Below are 15,807 nucleotides of genomic sequence, written 5' to 3' on the forward strand. Positions count from 1 at the left end.
AAGCGGTCAAAAATGGAGAATTTTTTGCAAAAAAAAACGGGTTAAGAAAACTAACCCGTTTTTTGTTACTGAGCGTAGCTAAAAACTTTCACCACTTTAGTAACACCGCTGACATTACGAGCAGCTTCTGCTGCGGCATCAGCTTGAGTTTGGCTAACTTTCCCCATTAAAAAAACTTCGCTGTTTTCAGTCACCACTTTAATTTCTGTCGCCTTTACTTCGCCATTTACCAAGAGTTTAGATTTAACTTGTGTTGTAATCCAACTGTCTTTCGTAACCTGACCAAAACCAATTTTCTCTCCTTGGCGAATCTCATTATAAATTTCAGTTACGCCTTCAGCTCCTGCGGCTAAATTTTTCGCATTCTCTACTACATCAAAACTTGGTGCTTGTCCAATAAGCAACACTTTGCCATTATAAGCCACCACGTTAATTCGGGCTTCTTGTTTAATTTGTTCATCCTTATTGATGTTATACGCTACTTTTTCTTCTAAGATTTCATCATCTACTTGTGTACCGGTTGAACGAGGATCTGTTGCGACTTTAGTTGCCACTGCCGCAGAGGTTACAACTGCTGTGGTAATACAACCTTGTAAAGAAATAAAGCCTAACGTCAACAAGCTGCCTTTTAAAAGATGTTTTACTAATTTATTCATAATATCTCCTTACGAGAAAAGTAAATGGTCAATAAGTTCACCCAATAAATTCACATAAAAATGATGACTTTCAATTACCCTTAATTCATTGGTGGAAGGGGCTGAAATTTCAATATCACTTTCATCTAACAAACCGAGTGTATGGTCATTTCGACTGCCTGTAAAGGCAATAATATCTAAATCTAAGCCGTGATTTTTTGCACTATGAATGGCTTGTAACACACTTTCTTCATTGCCGATAGGTGAAAATGTAATAAACAGATCACCTACTTTTGCCACAGCTTGTAGCTGCTTTTTATAGAGACTATCCAGCTCCTGATCTTGAGCCAGTACACCGGCTAAAATCCCGTTTAGCTGCAATTGCACCGCTGCAAAGCTAGGTCTTTCTAATTCATAGCGATGCAATAAATGGCTTACTAATAACTCTGCATTGCCATAAGAACGACCATGACCACATACAATCACTTTATTCCCACGTAATAAACACTCTACAATGCGAGTTGCAGCATCACTTAATTTTTGCGGTAGTAATTCTGCTGCTGAAATTTGAGTTTGAATACTTTCAGTAAATCTGTCTTGGATCTTATTTAACATTATTTTTATCTAACCTAAAAAGTTAGGAATCCATAAAGGTAGTTGATTCCCTTCAAATGCAATCACATCAAAACGGCAATTTGCTGTGTCTAAGCTTTGATTTTGTTTTAATAACCACATATTGGCGGCATTTTGCCACTTTTGCTGTTTGCGGTAATCAATACTTTCCACCGCAGAGCCAAAACGATTACTTTTACGCTGACGAACCTCGATAAATACCGTTGTTTGTCCGTCTTGCATAATTAAATCCAATTCGCCGCATTTAAAGGATTGATTAGCAGCAACGAAACGAAGCCCTTGAGCTTCTAAAAACTCTCGGGCTTTTTGCTCATAAATTGACCCTTGCTTCCGTCGATTAATCAGCTTGTTGAATAGCTCCATTACGATACTGCATCCAAGACAAGTTACGTTCGATATTGCAATTTTGTCCTGCTTTTAATTCCCCTGTGAGACCTGAAATTTTATAGCCCGGAATATGGCGGAATTCATTAAATTTAGACGCAATTGCCCAAGCATCAGCCCCCATTGCATATAAACGCATCATTGAGAAATCACTGCTTGCCAGATTTTCTGCTTTTTTATACTCTGCTGAAGAGGTATCAGATAATAATGGAACCTCACTAAATTTTACGCCCTCTAAAGAAGTATAAAAATCAATGCCGTTATTCGGTGAATTACTACGTGATGAGGTATAAATAGCCAAACGCTCTTTTAAGGTTGAATTATCTATACCTTGTTTAATCTCCAGTACTTGTTCTGCATTTCCTAACACATATAAACCTGCTTTAGTTACCCCTGCATTTTGAATAGAGGCAACGGAATCAAGCGGTTGATTATAATAGCGTACATCCGCATCGGTTTTAGTTAGCTGACGCCAACGTTTAGAGAATGCCTCAGCAGAGCGGTTACCAAAATCATCCTGCGGTGCTGCAACAATTGCCACAGTATGCCCGTCACGAAACATTTTCTCCGCACCGGATTGCGCTTCTGATTCAGGTGATAAACCATAATAACAAACTTGAGGAATGCTACGGACATTTTCGGTCGCATTTAAAGCAAGTACGTTAATATTTTGAATTTCTGAGCCGCTTAACATTTCATCTACACGAGATTTGAGCAAAGGCCCGACAATAATATTTGCCCCTTGCTGTTTTGCTTGTGCAATTAACGAATTAACATCTGAGGCATCAGTATCAAAAGTTTGCACCGCTGTTGGGTCTTCTGCTTTGGCATCATTAAAACCACGTTTGATAATATCCCCTAAAATTTTAGCATCACCGCTTAATGGCAATAATAATGCCACGCTGTTTAGCTGCGTTTGTTGGAAGTTACTAATACCCTGTAATTCACTAGGCATTACCGTTACCGCACTATGGCTTGGATATTGACTTTTCCAGTGATTGATTGCCTGTGGCATTTGTGCCGGTGTGGTAACATTTCGGTTATAAATATTAATTAATGCCAGCCAACCTGCCAGTTCTATTTCACCGGCCTCTGGCGTGGCTTTTTCAAGCATTCCACGGTTAGCATCACGCAGAGTCTGCCAGATAAAATCATTATTTTCTTGACGCTCACGGTTCATTTTGTAGTAACTGTTTAAAAGCGATCTCGCACGCACAATTCCAATCACATCTTTCTGATTTTCCGCAATACGGGCTTGAGTTTGGATATAACGTAAACGCTGTGCTGAGCTTAATAATGGTTCTTGAATCGCTTTTAATTGGCTACTTGCTTGTGCATTTTTACCTTGCAATGCGGCTAATTGAGCAGAAACTAATGCATATTCCAGTTTTTGTACTTCATTCATCTCGGAAGTCAAAATTTCACTAAAAGTATTTTGTGCCTCATACTCTTTATTTTCATCAATTAATTTACGCACGGCCAAGAGCTGATAAGAGATTTTATCTTCCTGCTCTTTGGTTTGTTCAGCTTTATTAATATAGAATTCTGAGCTTGAATATGCTTCGTTTTTAATAGATTCGGTAACAGGATTCACAGATGTACAGGCAGAAATGAGAAGAGCAATTGCAGTGGGTACGAATGCCTTTTTCATACTCAAATTTAAAATAGTTGCCATTGTATTTACCTCTATAGAATATAATGTGCTAAATTTAAAAAATTTACTGATGAAATCTTACTTATCAAATGAGCTAAAAGCAAATGAAAAACAGACAAAATTCAACAGAAACTCATTCAGACTACGGAATTTTATATATTGTTGCCACCCCGATTGGTAATTTGGGCGATATTACTCAACGGGCACTAGACACCTTAGCAATGGTAGATTTAATCGCCGCCGAAGACACCCGCCACAGTGGTTTACTACTCAGTCACTATGGTATTAAAAAGCCGTTTTTTGCCTTACACGACCATAACGAGCAGCAGAAAGCGGTCATTTTAGTCGAAAAATTAACAAAAGGAGAAAATATCGCCCTCATTTCCGATGCCGGTACTCCGCTTATCAGCGATCCCGGTTTTCATCTTGTCCGTCATTGCCGCCAAGCCGGCATTAAAGTGGTGCCGCTGCCGGGCGCTTGTGCTGCCGTGACCGCTCTTTGTGCATCCGGTATTGCTTCAGACCGTTTTTGCTTTGAAGGGTTCTTACCGGCAAAAACAAAATCCCGTTGCGATAAATTAACCGAACTGGAAAATGAACCTCGCACACTGATTTTTTATGAATCTACCCACCGTATTTTAGATACCCTTTCCGATATGAAAAGTGTCTTCGGTGCAGAGCGCTATGTAGTCATGGCTCGCGAAATCACTAAAACGTGGGAAACCATTCACGGCGATAGCTTAGAAAATTTAATGGATTGGTTGAATGAAGATAGCAATCGTATTAAAGGCGAAATTGTATTGATTGTAGAAGGCAAACCTACCTCAGAAGAAGCCGAGTTTTCCAGCCAAGCGATAAAACTTTTACGACTACTCTGCCAAGAACTTCCGCTTAAAAAAGCCGCTGCTATTGTGGCAGAAACCTTTGACTATAAGAAAAATGCGTTATATCAATATGGATTAGAGCATTTTGAGTAGTAATACAAGCGGTGATATTTTGCAAAAAAGTTGCGAAATATCACCGCTTGCTTTTCCATTATTTCAGCATTATTTTGCTATTTTCTCATTAGTAAGCAATTTGCCTTGATATTCACCGGTTAGGGCTTCTAAGAACGACACAATTTCATTTAGCTCTGCATCGGTAAAGTCTTTATTGCTTTGGAAATGCCCCATTATGCGTACCGCTTCTTTCAAGTCTTTCGCTGAAGCATCGTGGAAATAAGGCGCAGTTAATGCCACATTACGCAAAGTTGGCACTTTAAAGCGGTGCATATCAGTAGGGTCTTGAGTATGAGCATAACGACCTTGATCCGCATCCGTCATTTCGGTACCGCGAGCTTTAAAGTAATCGCCATATAAGCCCATATACTCAAAAGATTGTCCGCCCATCAAGCTGCCGGTATGGCAAGTATCACATTTCGCATTTTTAAAATGCTCATAGCCTCGTTTCTGTGCCTCGGTTAATGCTGTTTGATCGCCTTTTAAGAATTTATCAAAAGCACTGTTTGGTGTTAATAAAGTCTTCTCAAATTCTGCAATCGCATCGGTTAAGTTAGCTTGCGAAATATTTGGATACACCTCAAAGAAGCGTTTTTTGAACTCCTCATCTTGCTCAAATTTTGCCACAATCTCTTCCCAACTGTTTGAACCCATTTCAACAGGATTAGTTGGTGGGCCACCGGCTTGATCGGCTAGCGTTTTTGCACGTCCATCCCAGAACTGCCATTTATTCAAGGCAGCATTAAACACAGATGGAGCATTGATACCGCCTTTTTTACCATGAATACCTTCTGCAACAGGTAAATTATCTACACCACCTTGATTCAATAAATGGCAGGTATGGCATTGAATAGAACCGTCTAAAGATAAACGCCCATCAAAGTAAATTTCTTTACCTAAAGCCACTTTTTTAGGATGAGTCGGCAAGCTTTCAGGAATAGGCTGAACTAAATTTTTAGCATCCACACCCTCGGTGTTCTGCGGTAAGAAATAAGCTTTACGCTGAGCTTCAATCCAATCTAAAATCACTTTTTTCTCAGATTCATCAGGACGAGAACTCCAATGGATATGGATATATTTCGCTGCCGGCATCTCACCATTTCGGATCACTTGCTCAAGTTTGGCTAAATCTGCTTCTGATAATTGGCTTGGATCTTTCATTCCCTCTATCATTTTATCTAAACGGAAAAAGCGATTTCCGGTAGTAATATCATTAGTGATAATTTGATTTGCAACAGGCAATTTAGCATAAGCCGGCAATTCTGCATTCGGTGTATGACAGTACTGGCAACCGTTTTTATACATTACCTGCATAACCGCTTTATGTGATTCCGGCAGTTCCGTTGCAGCTAAAAGCTTTTCTGAATTGGATTTATCAAAGTAAGCAGCATACCCCACTAAAGAAAAATAGCCGATTGCTGCAACCGCAATACTTGAAAGAAGGAATTTTTTCATAATAATCACCCTTAATAATTAAAACTAGGTATAAGGGTGTTCATTATTAACAAAAAGTGAATATGATAGTTTGAGCAAGATCAATAGATCTGATTTATTTAAACTATGATAATAAGAGGTAAAACTTAGCTTAAAATACAAATAAGGGCAAAAATCTGCAAAATTTTCAGAAAATATAACCGCTTGTTATTTCTCAATTTTTCTTAACAGATTCCAATAAGCATAAACCATCCCCCCAAACATTATAAGTAAATAAACCGGCAGCAGTTGAATGCCAATCACACTTGCAATTAGCCCAAACAGTGGGGGTAAAGCTAACACGCCGATATAAGCACTCGCCATTTGAATGCCGATGACCGATTGTGATATTTCTTTCCCAAAAAAATCGGGGGTAGAATGGATAAAGCAAGGGTAAATCGGTGCACAACCTAGCCCGATAATAATCAGACTGATCAAAGTTATATATTTACCAAGAGGTAAGAAGAGAATGACAATACCGATTAAAATCAGGCTAAAGCCAAGTTTGATCATTTGGTGGTTGCTGAGTTTGAACGTAAGAAAACCGCTCACAGCCCTGCCCACGGTAATGCCGATAAAAAACAAGCTACCAAAAGCAGCGGCTTGTTCGACCCCAACATCGTTTGCCAACACAAAATAGCTACTCGCCCATAAGCCGGCAGTTTGTTCCACGCCACAGTAGCCAATAAAAGCTAACACGCCATACTTCACACCGGGGATTTTTATCACTTCTCGAAGCGGTAACGGAGCAGTAGATGGTTCTGAATATGCCGCCTGTTTACGATCTTTCCAAAGCGGCAGCGATAAAAATAACACTATCGTCAAACTTAATTGGAACAACGAAATGTAAAAATAGCCCGAATCCCAACCTTTTCCATGCAGTAAGGCAATACCCAAAATATGCGGCCCGAGTGATGCACCTACTCCCCACATACAATGTAGCCAGCTCATATGGCGGCTGGCGTAATTAAGAGCGACATAATGATTTAACGCTGCATCCACCGCACCGGCCCCCAAGCCATAAGGAATCGCCCAAAGGCAAAGCATCTCAAAAGAGCTACTGATAGAAAATCCCCATAAACCTAAGGCAGTTAAAGCCACGCTAATCACCATCAACTTGCCTGTGCCAAGGTGATAGGTTAGTTTTTGCGACATAAGACTCGAAGAGATCGTGCCAATTGACATAATCACAGACACCACGCCGGCATAAGAAAGCGGTACCGAAAGCTGTTGATGCATAGAAGGCCACGCCGCTCCTAAAATCGCATCAGGCAAGCCAAGGCTAATGAAAGAGAGATAGATTATCGCTAAAAGAATATTTGTCATAGTTTACAAGCGGTTGGTTTTGGGAGATTTTTTGCAAATAAAAAGTGGCCTATTTCTAAGCCACTTCTTCTATTATTTTACTTCATCCAAATATGCTTTATTCGCACGGTCGAAGGTATCTAAAATTTCTTGATTCGGTTTTGGTGTTAAGAGAGAAACCACCACAATCATCACCATTGCACTGATAAAGCCTGGAATCATTGAGTAAATTTCAGGAAAATTAAATTGCGCGGTAATATCCCCCCAGAAATGCACGATTAACGCGCCTGTTAGCATACCTGCCACAGCACCAAAGCCATTCATGCGTTTCCAAAAAAGTGAAAGCAGTACTACTGGTCCGAAAGCGGAACCGAAACCTGCCCACGCATTACGCACCAAACCAAATACTTTGCTGTTTGGATCTTGGGCAATATAAATAGCAATAGCTGCTACCACAAGTACCATCAAACGGCTTAACCAAACTAATTCTTTATCAGTCGCTTTAGGGCGTAAAATACCTTTGTATAAATCTTCGGTGATTGCACTTGAGCAAATCAGTAATTGTGCAGAGAGAGTACTCATTACCGCAGCCAAAATTGCCGATAATAAAATCCCTGCCACCCAAGGGTTGAACAACAATTTCGCTAACTCAATAAAAACTTGCTCCGAATTTTGGCTAACGGTACCCACTTTGTCAGGATTACCAAAGAAATAAGCCATACCAAAATAGCCGATCCCGATGGCACCGACAAGGCAGATAACCATCCAGGTCATACTAATGCGACGGGCATTCTCTAGTGATTTCACACTTTCTGCCGCCATAAAACGCACCACAATATGTGGCTGACCAAAATAACCCAAGCCCCATGCCATTAAGCTGATAATGCCTAACACACTGGTGCCTGTGAAAATATCATTATAATCTTTTTGTGCCATTTCACCTGCTTGGCTGATTAATGCCTGCATTTCATCAAAACCGCCAAGGTTATACATTACAAATAACGGAGTTAAAATTAAAGCAAACAGCATTAATGAAGCTTGGATAGTATCTGTCCAACTTACTGCAAGGAAACCGCCGATAAAGGTATAGAGAATGGTAGCAATAGCACCGTACCAAATCGCTTGGTGATAAGGCAAACCAAACAGGTTCTCAAACACTCTAGCACCGGCGACTACGCCTGAGGCACAGTAAATTGCAAAAAACAGTAAAAAAATGACCGCTGATAAAATTTTAATTAAGCGGGTTTTATCGCCAAAACGGTTGTGAAAATATTCTGGTAAGGTTAAAGCATCACCACTGTGTTCGGTATGTGAACGTAAGCGTCCTGCAACCAATTTCCAGTTCAAATAGGCACCGATAGTTAAACCGATTGCAATCCACCCTTCAATCAAACCGCCCGCATAAACAGCTCCCGGCAGTCCCATTAAGAGCCATCCTGACATATCCGAAGCTCCTGCGGAAAGTGCAGTAACAAAGCTACCTAAACGGCGACCACCTAAAATATAGTCTGAAAGATTGTTAGTTACACGATAGGCAATAAAACCAATTGCAATCATGCCTAAAATATAGACAACAAACATTATTGTTGTTGGATCAAAAACAAACATTGATGATTCCTTAGATTTTGTTGATATTTTATAAAGGGAAGAAGATTACCTGAAATAATCAAAATGGCAACACTTAACCTGTGTTTTTTATCGAAATATGGGGAATAGTTACCTATTCCCGCAAAATTATCGCCCACCCAATTCAGCAGAAATATTATCAGCAGTTTCTTGAATTGCCGGTAGTAAATTATCCAGCCCAAGCTGATTTAAACGAGCGGTAGAAAGTGAAACAGACACTGCATAATGCACTTTTTGTTGATGATCGAAAATCGGGCAAGCAATACAAGAAACCCCCAGCTCGTTTTCTTCTGCATCCATCGCAAAGCCCTTTTCCCGAATAGCGGCAAGCTCTTTTTTCATTCCTTCAATGGTCGTAATCGTATTAACGGTAAGAGGCTGGATGACGGCCGATTTTTCTTGCCAATATTGAGGAATATACTCTGCCGAGCCATAGGTTAAAAACAGTTTCCCCATTGCAGAACAATAGAGCTGCACTCGCTGTCCAATATAGGCTCGAGTACGCATCAGCCCTGTTGTTGCTTCAAGTTTATTTATCAGGATTGCCTCGTCTTTCTCACGCATAGAAAAATTAACAGTTTCCCCTAATTTGAGATTTAGTGCCTCTAAATGCGGGGCTGCAATATGCAAAATATTAATCGAGCTTAATGCTCTTTGCCCAATTGCCAAACATTTTGTCGTTAGGCGATAACTTCCCATAGTTGGTGCCGGGCGAACATAACCTTCTTGCTGCAAGCCTTGTAATAATCGGTGAACGGTGCTCTTATTCAGCCCGGATAATTCCGCTAAATGTGCTAGCGGACAGCCATTAGGAAACTTAGCCAGAAGTTCTAACAGGGTTAAGCCTCGAATTAAACTTTGATTCCCTGCCGATTCCTTTTCTTTTTTTTCTTTCATGTTGATACTCCCAAAATAATATGGTCTAGCGGCACATCCCAACTCTCAATAGGTAGTTGTTCAACTTGCTGGCATTGATGCGCCAGACCTACACTAATCACATTCTTGGTTTGTGCAAGGGTTCTATCGTAAAAACCGCCCCCCATACCAAGGCGGTTTCCAGCTTTGTCACAAGCAACTAAAGGGGTGAAAATCATCTCTAATTCAGGCAATAGCAGCACATTTCTTACATCTAAAACAGGTTCTTGAATACCCAAGCGGTTCATTTTTAACGAAGTTTTGCAATTGTAATTTAAAAATAATAATTGACCGCTTGTAAAAGGGTGCAATACAGGAAGATACAGTTTTTTTCCTTGAGCAAGAAGCTGTTCCATTAAAGGTTGGGGAGAAATTTCGCCATTAAAGGGCAAATAAAATGCAATATGCGATGCTTGATACGATTCAATAAGTGAAATGGCTTGAGGAATAATGGATTGAGCAGCTTGCAACTGCTGTTTTGAAGTTAACGCTTGGCGTTTAAGCCGCATAGATTGCCGCAATTGGCTACGAAGATCAGTAATAGTTGATAAATTCATAAAATACCCGAGATGCCGCTACCAGTAATGGTCCTTGAACCAGTCGGTTCAAGGGAGTCAAACTTAACTGCTTTTAGGCTTCTTACTCTAGGCTTTTGGCTCAAGGTAAGCTTGCTCACCAGCATTAGATGTCCGACTCAAAGTTTCAAATTATCGGCTCAGGGACGTAACTTGTAACGCACACCCCAGGCAAGATTTATAGTAACGGAATTTAATTCATTTTCCTAGTGTTCAATAAAATAAAATTTCAAATTCTAGACTTTTTAGCCTTATTACTAACCAATTCGATGAAAAATCAACTAGTTGGATTGAAATTTTCCGAGTGAGTTATCTAATTGTTCAATGCAAGCAACCAATACATTTTTATTCTCCGCATTTTGACGTTGAGCCTGCTCTAATTCATAATTGAGATTAAGTGCAACTATCGCCAGCACTTTTTCAAGTTGAATAATACCGGACTGCTCTTTCAATGTCGCCACACGCTCTTCCAAACGCTGAGCAGAAGCCAATAAATTTTCTTGTTGGTCCGGAGGGCACTGCAAGCGTAAAACCTGTCCAAAAATCTGTAATTCGATATTATTTGCCGACATAAATACGAAATCCTCACTTAAGGTCTAAAATTTTTGCTATATTATGCCATTCTTTAGCAAAATCACAAATAACACAATTATGGCTATTAACACCTCTAACGAATTTAAACAACTTATTACTCAATTACAGATTGAATATACCCCCGCTGAATTTCATGGTTTCTTATGTGGATTAATTGCAGGCGGTATTCAAGATGATTCTTGGAAAACACTCACCTATCAATTTACCAATGACGGACACGCTTTTTCCGTCGCACCATTACAAACCTTAAGCGAATTTTATCAACAATTAACCGAGAGCTTTACTGAAGCGAACCCGTTATTTTCCCTTTGGTTACCGGAAAATGAAGAGGATGGCTTTGCACTTGCTGATGGTATTTCTGAATGGACAAACAGTTTCTTACTAGGCTTGGGCTTATCTCAACCTAGATTGCAACAAGAAACAGAAGAAGTTGGTGAAGCTATTGATGATTTAGATGAAATCGCAAAATTAGGTTACAATGACGATGATAATAACGAGGAACTGCTCGAAGCAGGCGAAGAAGTGTTAGAATACCTACGTGTGTTAGCACTATTCTTACATAGCCATTTTGCATTAGGTGTGGCAGCCTCAAAGGAAAAACCACAATTACACTAAATCTACACTAGGTGTAGGGGCAAATCACTATTCCCCACACCAATTAAATTAGATGCAAAATTTTCAAGAAAAATAACCGCTTGCATAATCAAAATTAAAGGAAAAAACGATGTCACAATTAAAAAATGATCGCTATTTAAAAGCCCTATTGCGTGAACCTGTGGATATGACACCTGTTTGGATGATGCGTCAAGCAGGACGTTATCTACCGGAATATAAAGCCACTCGTGCTGTTGCCGGTGATTTCATGTCTTTATGCCGTAACGCAGAGTTAGCTTGCGAAGTGACGTTACAGCCCTTACGCCGTTATGATTTAGATGCGGCTATTTTATTTTCCGATATCTTAACTATTCCCGATGCAATGGGCTTAGGCTTAACATTTGGTGCCGGTGAAGGACCTAAATTTGCACGTCCTGTATCAAGCCTATCTGATGTGACAAACTTGCCAATTCCCGACCCTGAAGGCGAATTACAATATGTCATGAATGCTGTTCGTACCATTCGCCGAGAACTGAAAGGCGAAGTGCCATTAATCGGTTTTTCCGGCAGCCCTTGGACACTAGCGACTTATATGGTTGAAGGCGGTTCAAGCAAGGCCTTTACTAAAATCAAAAAAATGATGTATGCCGATCCACAAATTCTACATAAATTACTCGATAAATTAGCTGATAGCGTAATTTTATACCTCAACGCTCAAATCAAAGCCGGGGCCCAAGCGGTGATGGTGTTTGATACTTGGGGTGGTGTATTGGCTCATAAAGATTATGAAGAATTTTCACTACGCTATATGCACAAAATCGTGGACGGATTAATTCGTGAAAATGAAGGGCGTAAAGTACCGGTTACCCTCTTCACTAAAGGTGGTGGTTTATGGCTGGAAAAAATGGCAGAAACAGGTTGTGATGCCTTAGGCTTAGATTGGACAGTCGATATTGCTGATGCCCGTCGCCGTGTAGGTAATAAAGTGGCTTTACAAGGTAATATGGATCCAAGTGTACTTTATGCCAGCCCAAAACGCATTGAACAAGAAGTGAAAAATATTCTTGCCGGCTTCGGTAACGGCAGTGGACACGTCTTTAATCTTGGCCATGGCATTCACCTTGATGTGCCGGTAGAAAGCCCGAAAGTATTTGTGGATGCTATCCATAACTTCTCTAAGCCGTATCATAAATAATCTTACAAGCGGTCGAAAATCGGCAATTTTTTGCACATGTAAAAATCTAGATATTTTTGACCGCTTGCACTTATAAGGAAACAATATGCGAAATCCGATTCATAAACGTATGGAACGCTTTGAACCTTGGCAAAACCTTACCTTTATGGCATGCCTTTGTGAAAGGATGTATCCTAATTATCAACTTTTTTGCGAAGTAACCGAGCAAGGCGAAAAAGCAAAAATTTTCCAAAATATTTTGAATTTGGTATGGGAATATCTCACTGTAAAAGGGGTTAAAATCAACTTTGATAATCAACTGGAAAAATTAGAAGAGATTATTCCGGATGTAAACGATTATGAGTTTTTCGGTGTTTTACCTGCACAAGAAGCCTGTGAAGCACTTTCTGAATTACTCCACAGTATTATTGCCGGCTCAACATTAGAGCAAGCTATACGAATCAGCCAAATTTCTCTTGGAACAGTAGCAAGCTATTTGGAGATGCAACAAGAAAAAGAACTCAATGATCAAGAATTGAAAAATGCTTCTGAAATCCAAGAAGAACTAGATGTTCAATGGCAAATCTACCGTTTATTGAATGAGTGTGAAAAACGTGATCTCGATCTCATTTTTGGCTTAAAGGATGAAATTCGTGCAAGTGGCATTAGCAATATCGGGTTAAATATTAACCAATAACATAAATATTTACAAAATCTTGCTTAATAACTCTTTGAGAAATCTCAACTTTGAATTAAGCTATGGTGAGGTTTAAAAGAACTTATCAGACGTTTTACGTCATTTATTAAAAACACATATCTTAGAGGATAAAACTATGAACAAAACTGAGTTAATCGATGCTATCGCAGCAGGTGCAAACTTAACGAAGAAAGATGCTAAAGCTGCATTAGAAGCAACTCTTGATGCAATTTCTGCAAGCTTAAAAGCAGGTGATGCTGTTCAATTAATCGGCTTCGGTACTTTTAAAGTAAATGAGCGTAAAGCACGTACTGGTCGTAACCCAAAAACTGGTGAAGAGATCAAAATTGCTGCAGCAAAAGTACCTGCATTCGTTTCAGGTAAAGCGTTAAAAGACTTAGTAAAATAATTCTTTTAAAGAATATAAAAAAGAAAAGCCTAGATAAAATTATCTAGGCTTTTTCATTTAATTAAACAGAGAATGGATACTGAATAGGCGGATGGTATTCGTAACCTTCCACTTTAAAATCGGCTAAAGTTACCCAAGTTTCTAAATCTTCCAGCGATTTAATATCAGGATTAATAATTAATTTCGGAGCAACCAGAGGTTCTCGCTTTAATTGCACATCACGCATTAGCTCTAATTGGTCTTCATAAATATGGGCATTAACAATTTTATGATAAGCTTTTCCCGCTTTGTTACCGGTAATCTGTGCCATAAGTGCTAAAAAGGTATAACATTGGATCATATTCCAATTTAAACCAAGCGGCACATCAGCTGAACGTTGTATGCTGTTTAAATATAACGTACCGTCAAGTAATGAAAAATGATGGCTATGCAAACAAGGGCGTAAACAGCCCATATGAAAAGCACCTGGATGGTAAAAAGTATAAATTTCACCACGATTATCAATGCCGTTTTTCAAATCATCTACAATTTGACGAAGTAAATCCACTGAGCCGCCATCAGGTTTTGGAAAATTACGCCCTACCGCACCATAAACCAGCCCCATATCATCTTCACCTTTACGGTATGGGTTTGCTAACCAAGCCGTATTTTCATTAGCGTTCGCATCCCAAGATTTAGTCCCTAGAGTACGGAAATCTGCTGCATTATCATAGCCTCGAATATAGCCTAAAAGCTCTGCAATGGCGGCCTTCCAATAACTGCGGCGCGTAGTCACCAACGGAAATTCCCCTTTCTCGACATCATAAACTAAATCAGCATTAATCACAGTCAAACAACGCTTTCCTGTTCGCTCATTAGCAACCCACTTTCCCTCATGCACAATACGATTGCACAAATCTAAATACTGTTTCATTTTCACCCCCCTAAAAAATTTTAAGTAATTTTGCCATTTATTCGGTAAAATAGCTAAAACTTTATGAGCCACTACAATAAGGAGTTATGGATATGAAACATTTTATTAAATCCATTTTAGTCTTCACTACATTATCTGTTTTAGTTGCTTGTTCATCAAAGAACAGCAGCTGGACTCGTTTAAATGACAATGAAGTTGATCAAAAATCCTATGCAATTGCCTATGGTGCTACCGCTCAAACTTATGCAGACAGAGTAAATCAAAGTTATGACATTAATGCTTTTATGAATGGAGTAAATAATTGGTATACAAAAAAAGTTACCTTACCTGTTGAGCAAATCCGAGCAATGACAATGAATCGTATGCTGGATCATAATATTTACGCTTACTATAGTGGTGTGCTTTATGCTGCTGATTTACAAGGTAACTTTAATCATTTAGACCCTAACTGCTGGGGTCTTGTACAACCTACAAGTATCACTCAAGGTATTCACGATGCTATGTTAGACTTACAAAAAAACAAAGTTCGTGGTGATGAATATATTAAAAATGGCGTTGAGCAGATTTTACACCTTTGCGTAAAAACCATTGCAGAAGATGAACATAAAACTAAAGATAAAAAAACTAAGCGTAAAAAATAAAACTTAGTGCTACAAGCGGTAAAATTTTTCAAAAATTTTACCGCTTTATTTATAACCTTATGAAATGTTTGATCTTTATTCATCAAAATCTTAAAAAAACAACGTTTTGCTTATTCCATAGGCAAACAATCTGTATTTTGCAATTTTACGGAAAAAGAATTTGACATCTTTTCAAATTCTAGTAATATGTCGCCCACAGACATAGTGAGTGGTGAGATGGCCGAGCAGGCTGAAGGCGCTCCCCTGCTAAGGGAGTATGGGGTTCAAAAGCTCCATCGAGGGTTCGAATCCCTCTCTCACCGCCATTTACTTTATCACGCACCCGTAGCTCAGCTGGATAGAGTACTCGGCTACGAACCGAGCGGTCAGAGGTTCGAATCCTCTCGGGTGCGCCATTTTATTAATTACTCTAAAATAAAATGGTTGCGGATAAATTAAATCATCTCACAAATTCAAATACGCACCCGTAGCTCAGCTGGATAGAGTACTCGGCTACGAACCGAGCGGTCAGAGGTTCGAATCCTCTCGGGTGCGCCATTTCATTCAAATTCAATCTTTCCTAACTCTTTTATTATCAGTTTTTTTAA

The 15,807-nt window shown here is 39.4% G+C and carries 17 protein-coding genes, 3 tRNA genes and 1 other RNA gene; 9 read left to right on the plus strand and 12 right to left on the minus strand.

The window, feature by feature from the left end:
• Positions 1-65: 65 nt before the first annotated feature.
• The 4 genes from dolP to A6B41_RS08560 are packed head-to-tail and all read right to left on the minus strand — an operon-like array spanning position 66 to position 3,327.
• On the minus strand, positions 66-656 hold the full coding sequence (dolP, locus tag A6B41_RS08545; protein WP_027074057.1) for a division/outer membrane stress-associated lipid-binding lipoprotein: 591 nt from the start codon (positions 654-656) through the stop codon (positions 66-68).
• 9 nt (positions 657-665) lie between these two features.
• A complete protein-coding gene (locus tag A6B41_RS08550; RefSeq protein ID WP_027074056.1) occupies positions 666-1,250 on the minus strand; it encodes a D-sedoheptulose-7-phosphate isomerase in 585 nt (194 codons plus the stop codon).
• A 9-nt stretch (positions 1,251-1,259) separates the two neighbouring features.
• Entirely contained in the window at positions 1,260-1,631 is a 372-nt protein-coding gene (locus A6B41_RS08555; protein WP_027074055.1) for a YraN family protein, read from the minus strand.
• Complete coding sequence (locus A6B41_RS08560) at positions 1,606-3,327, minus strand: penicillin-binding protein activator (RefSeq protein WP_027074054.1); 1,722 nt, start codon at positions 3,325-3,327, stop codon at positions 1,606-1,608. The genes A6B41_RS08555 and A6B41_RS08560 overlap by 26 nt, the downstream gene beginning before the upstream one ends.
• An 83-nt stretch (positions 3,328-3,410) precedes the next feature.
• Here A6B41_RS08560 and rsmI point away from each other — a divergent pair, with 83 nt between their 5' ends.
• Complete coding sequence (rsmI, locus tag A6B41_RS08565; protein WP_027074053.1) at positions 3,411-4,283, plus strand: 16S rRNA (cytidine(1402)-2'-O)-methyltransferase; 873 nt, start codon at positions 3,411-3,413, stop codon at positions 4,281-4,283.
• A gap of 69 nt (positions 4,284-4,352) precedes the next feature.
• Here the strand turns inward: rsmI and A6B41_RS08570 are convergent, their stop codons facing one another.
• The 7 genes from A6B41_RS08570 to A6B41_RS08600 all read right to left on the minus strand — a co-directional run bounded on the left by A6B41_RS08570 (position 4,353) and on the right by A6B41_RS08600 (position 10,770).
• On the minus strand, positions 4,353-5,759 hold the full coding sequence (locus tag A6B41_RS08570; RefSeq protein WP_027074052.1) for a cytochrome-c peroxidase: 1,407 nt from the start codon (positions 5,757-5,759) through the stop codon (positions 4,353-4,355).
• Positions 5,760-5,945: 186 nt separating this feature from the next.
• The gene (locus A6B41_RS08575) at positions 5,946-7,103 is read right to left on the minus strand and encodes an MFS transporter (protein ID WP_027074051.1); all 1,158 of its coding nucleotides are present in this window, start codon (positions 7,101-7,103) and stop codon (positions 5,946-5,948) included.
• 72 nt (positions 7,104-7,175) lie between these two features.
• The gene (gene putP / locus A6B41_RS08580) at positions 7,176-8,690 is read right to left on the minus strand and encodes a sodium/proline symporter PutP (RefSeq protein WP_027074050.1); all 1,515 of its coding nucleotides are present in this window, start codon (positions 8,688-8,690) and stop codon (positions 7,176-7,178) included.
• A gap of 126 nt (positions 8,691-8,816) precedes the next feature.
• On the minus strand, positions 8,817-9,605 hold the full coding sequence (locus tag A6B41_RS08585) for an IclR family transcriptional regulator (RefSeq protein ID WP_027074049.1): 789 nt from the start codon (positions 9,603-9,605) through the stop codon (positions 8,817-8,819).
• The gene (locus tag A6B41_RS08590; RefSeq protein ID WP_027074048.1) at positions 9,602-10,180 is read right to left on the minus strand and encodes a 5-formyltetrahydrofolate cyclo-ligase; all 579 of its coding nucleotides are present in this window, start codon (positions 10,178-10,180) and stop codon (positions 9,602-9,604) included. The genes A6B41_RS08585 and A6B41_RS08590 overlap by 4 nt, the downstream gene beginning before the upstream one ends.
• A non-coding RNA gene (gene ssrS / locus A6B41_RS08595) (6S RNA) lies at positions 10,181-10,375 on the minus strand.
• A gap of 104 nt (positions 10,376-10,479) precedes the next feature.
• On the minus strand, positions 10,480-10,770 hold the full coding sequence (locus tag A6B41_RS08600; protein WP_027074047.1) for a cell division protein ZapA: 291 nt from the start codon (positions 10,768-10,770) through the stop codon (positions 10,480-10,482).
• Positions 10,771-10,849: 79 nt separating this feature from the next.
• Between A6B41_RS08600 and A6B41_RS08605 the strand changes: the two genes are divergently transcribed.
• The 4 genes from A6B41_RS08605 to A6B41_RS08620 all read left to right on the plus strand — a co-directional run bounded on the left by A6B41_RS08605 (position 10,850) and on the right by A6B41_RS08620 (position 13,666).
• Positions 10,850-11,407: a UPF0149 family protein gene (locus A6B41_RS08605; protein WP_027074046.1), complete on the plus strand. Its 558-nt coding sequence runs from the start codon at positions 10,850-10,852 to the stop codon at positions 11,405-11,407.
• A gap of 109 nt (positions 11,408-11,516) precedes the next feature.
• Positions 11,517-12,581: a uroporphyrinogen decarboxylase gene (gene hemE, locus A6B41_RS08610; protein WP_027074045.1), complete on the plus strand. Its 1,065-nt coding sequence runs from the start codon at positions 11,517-11,519 to the stop codon at positions 12,579-12,581.
• Between the two features lie 85 nt (positions 12,582-12,666).
• A complete protein-coding gene (locus tag A6B41_RS08615) occupies positions 12,667-13,257 on the plus strand; it encodes a YjaG family protein (protein WP_027074044.1) in 591 nt (196 codons plus the stop codon).
• Positions 13,258-13,375: 118 nt separating this feature from the next.
• Positions 13,376-13,666 carry an HU family DNA-binding protein gene (locus A6B41_RS08620; RefSeq protein WP_226318009.1) on the plus strand — a complete coding sequence of 97 codons (291 nt, stop codon included), beginning with the start codon at positions 13,376-13,378 and terminating at the stop codon, positions 13,664-13,666.
• 61 nt (positions 13,667-13,727) lie between these two features.
• On the opposite strand, the gene A6B41_RS08625 is transcribed toward A6B41_RS08620, so the two are convergent.
• Positions 13,728-14,579 (minus strand): thymidylate synthase, encoded by an 852-nt coding sequence (locus tag A6B41_RS08625; RefSeq protein WP_027074043.1) that lies wholly within the window; start codon positions 14,577-14,579, stop codon positions 13,728-13,730.
• A gap of 92 nt (positions 14,580-14,671) precedes the next feature.
• On the opposite strand from A6B41_RS08625, the gene A6B41_RS08630 reads away from it, so the two are divergent.
• From A6B41_RS08630 to A6B41_RS08645, 4 genes are all read left to right on the plus strand, one after another.
• Positions 14,672-15,220: a hypothetical protein gene (locus A6B41_RS08630; RefSeq protein WP_027074042.1), complete on the plus strand. Its 549-nt coding sequence runs from the start codon at positions 14,672-14,674 to the stop codon at positions 15,218-15,220.
• Between the two features lie 210 nt (positions 15,221-15,430).
• Positions 15,431-15,525: transfer RNA gene (locus A6B41_RS08635), tRNA-Ser, on the plus strand.
• Positions 15,526-15,538: 13 nt separating this feature from the next.
• Positions 15,539-15,615: transfer RNA gene (locus A6B41_RS08640), tRNA-Arg, on the plus strand.
• 65 nt (positions 15,616-15,680) lie between these two features.
• Positions 15,681-15,757: transfer RNA gene (locus A6B41_RS08645), tRNA-Arg, on the plus strand.
• Positions 15,758-15,807 lie beyond the last annotated feature (50 nt).

The organism is Mannheimia granulomatis, from assembly GCF_013377255.1.
Classification (GTDB): domain Bacteria; phylum Pseudomonadota; class Gammaproteobacteria; order Enterobacterales; family Pasteurellaceae; genus Mannheimia; species Mannheimia granulomatis.